Genomic DNA, 619 nt, shown 5'->3' with positions numbered 1-619 from the left:
GAATGGCGTAGTTAACCTGCTGTAGCCAGCTTGCACCCGTCGCGCGCATCGCCGTCAGTGGGGCAGGGTCAATCGCTTCAATTTCATCGGCAAATAACTTGGCTAAGAAACCAATAGTAGCGAAGGTTAGGGTAATAAAGCCGGCAAAGGTACCAAAGCCAAACAGCGCCACACAAAGAATCGCGACAATGATCTCTTGTAAGCTACGCGCAATCGAAATGAAAGTACGACAGAACAGGTAAACGGGTGTTGGAGCGAGGTTTTTCGCCGCGCCAAAACCGAACGGAATCGAGAGTAATACACCGGCGACCGTAGACGTGAGCGTCATGGTTAAGCTTGCCTCCGTAGATTCGAGTCCAGTTGACCTCAACAGATTGAGTCGCGAGGGACAGATATACAGCGATAGAGAGAGTGATGCCCCAACGAAGCCAAGGGTTGCTGATCAATGGCGGTTTCGTCCAGTGGGTTGGATATTGCTGCTGCATCATGCCATTGCCCCAGAAAGCGGTGCTGAAGTGGCGATGATCTCTTCATCTTCTTCCGCTTGTTGACTCCAATCTTCTTCACCGTAGATCTGTGTTAGTACATCTTCAGTCAGCTTGCTTGGTACATCATCGAA

1 pseudogene is annotated in these 619 nt (G+C 50.4%); it reads right to left on the bottom strand.

Annotated features, from left to right (window positions below):
- Positions 1 to 485 (bottom strand): annotated as a pseudogene (locus tag KIV40_RS31770) (PhnE/PtxC family ABC transporter permease); the annotation flags it as partial.
- Positions 486 to 619 lie beyond the last annotated feature (134 nt).

Source organism: Vibrio sp. D173a (assembly GCF_030248475.1).
Note: the sequence above shows the minus strand (reverse complement) of the source record. Positions and strands in the feature narration are given on the sequence as shown.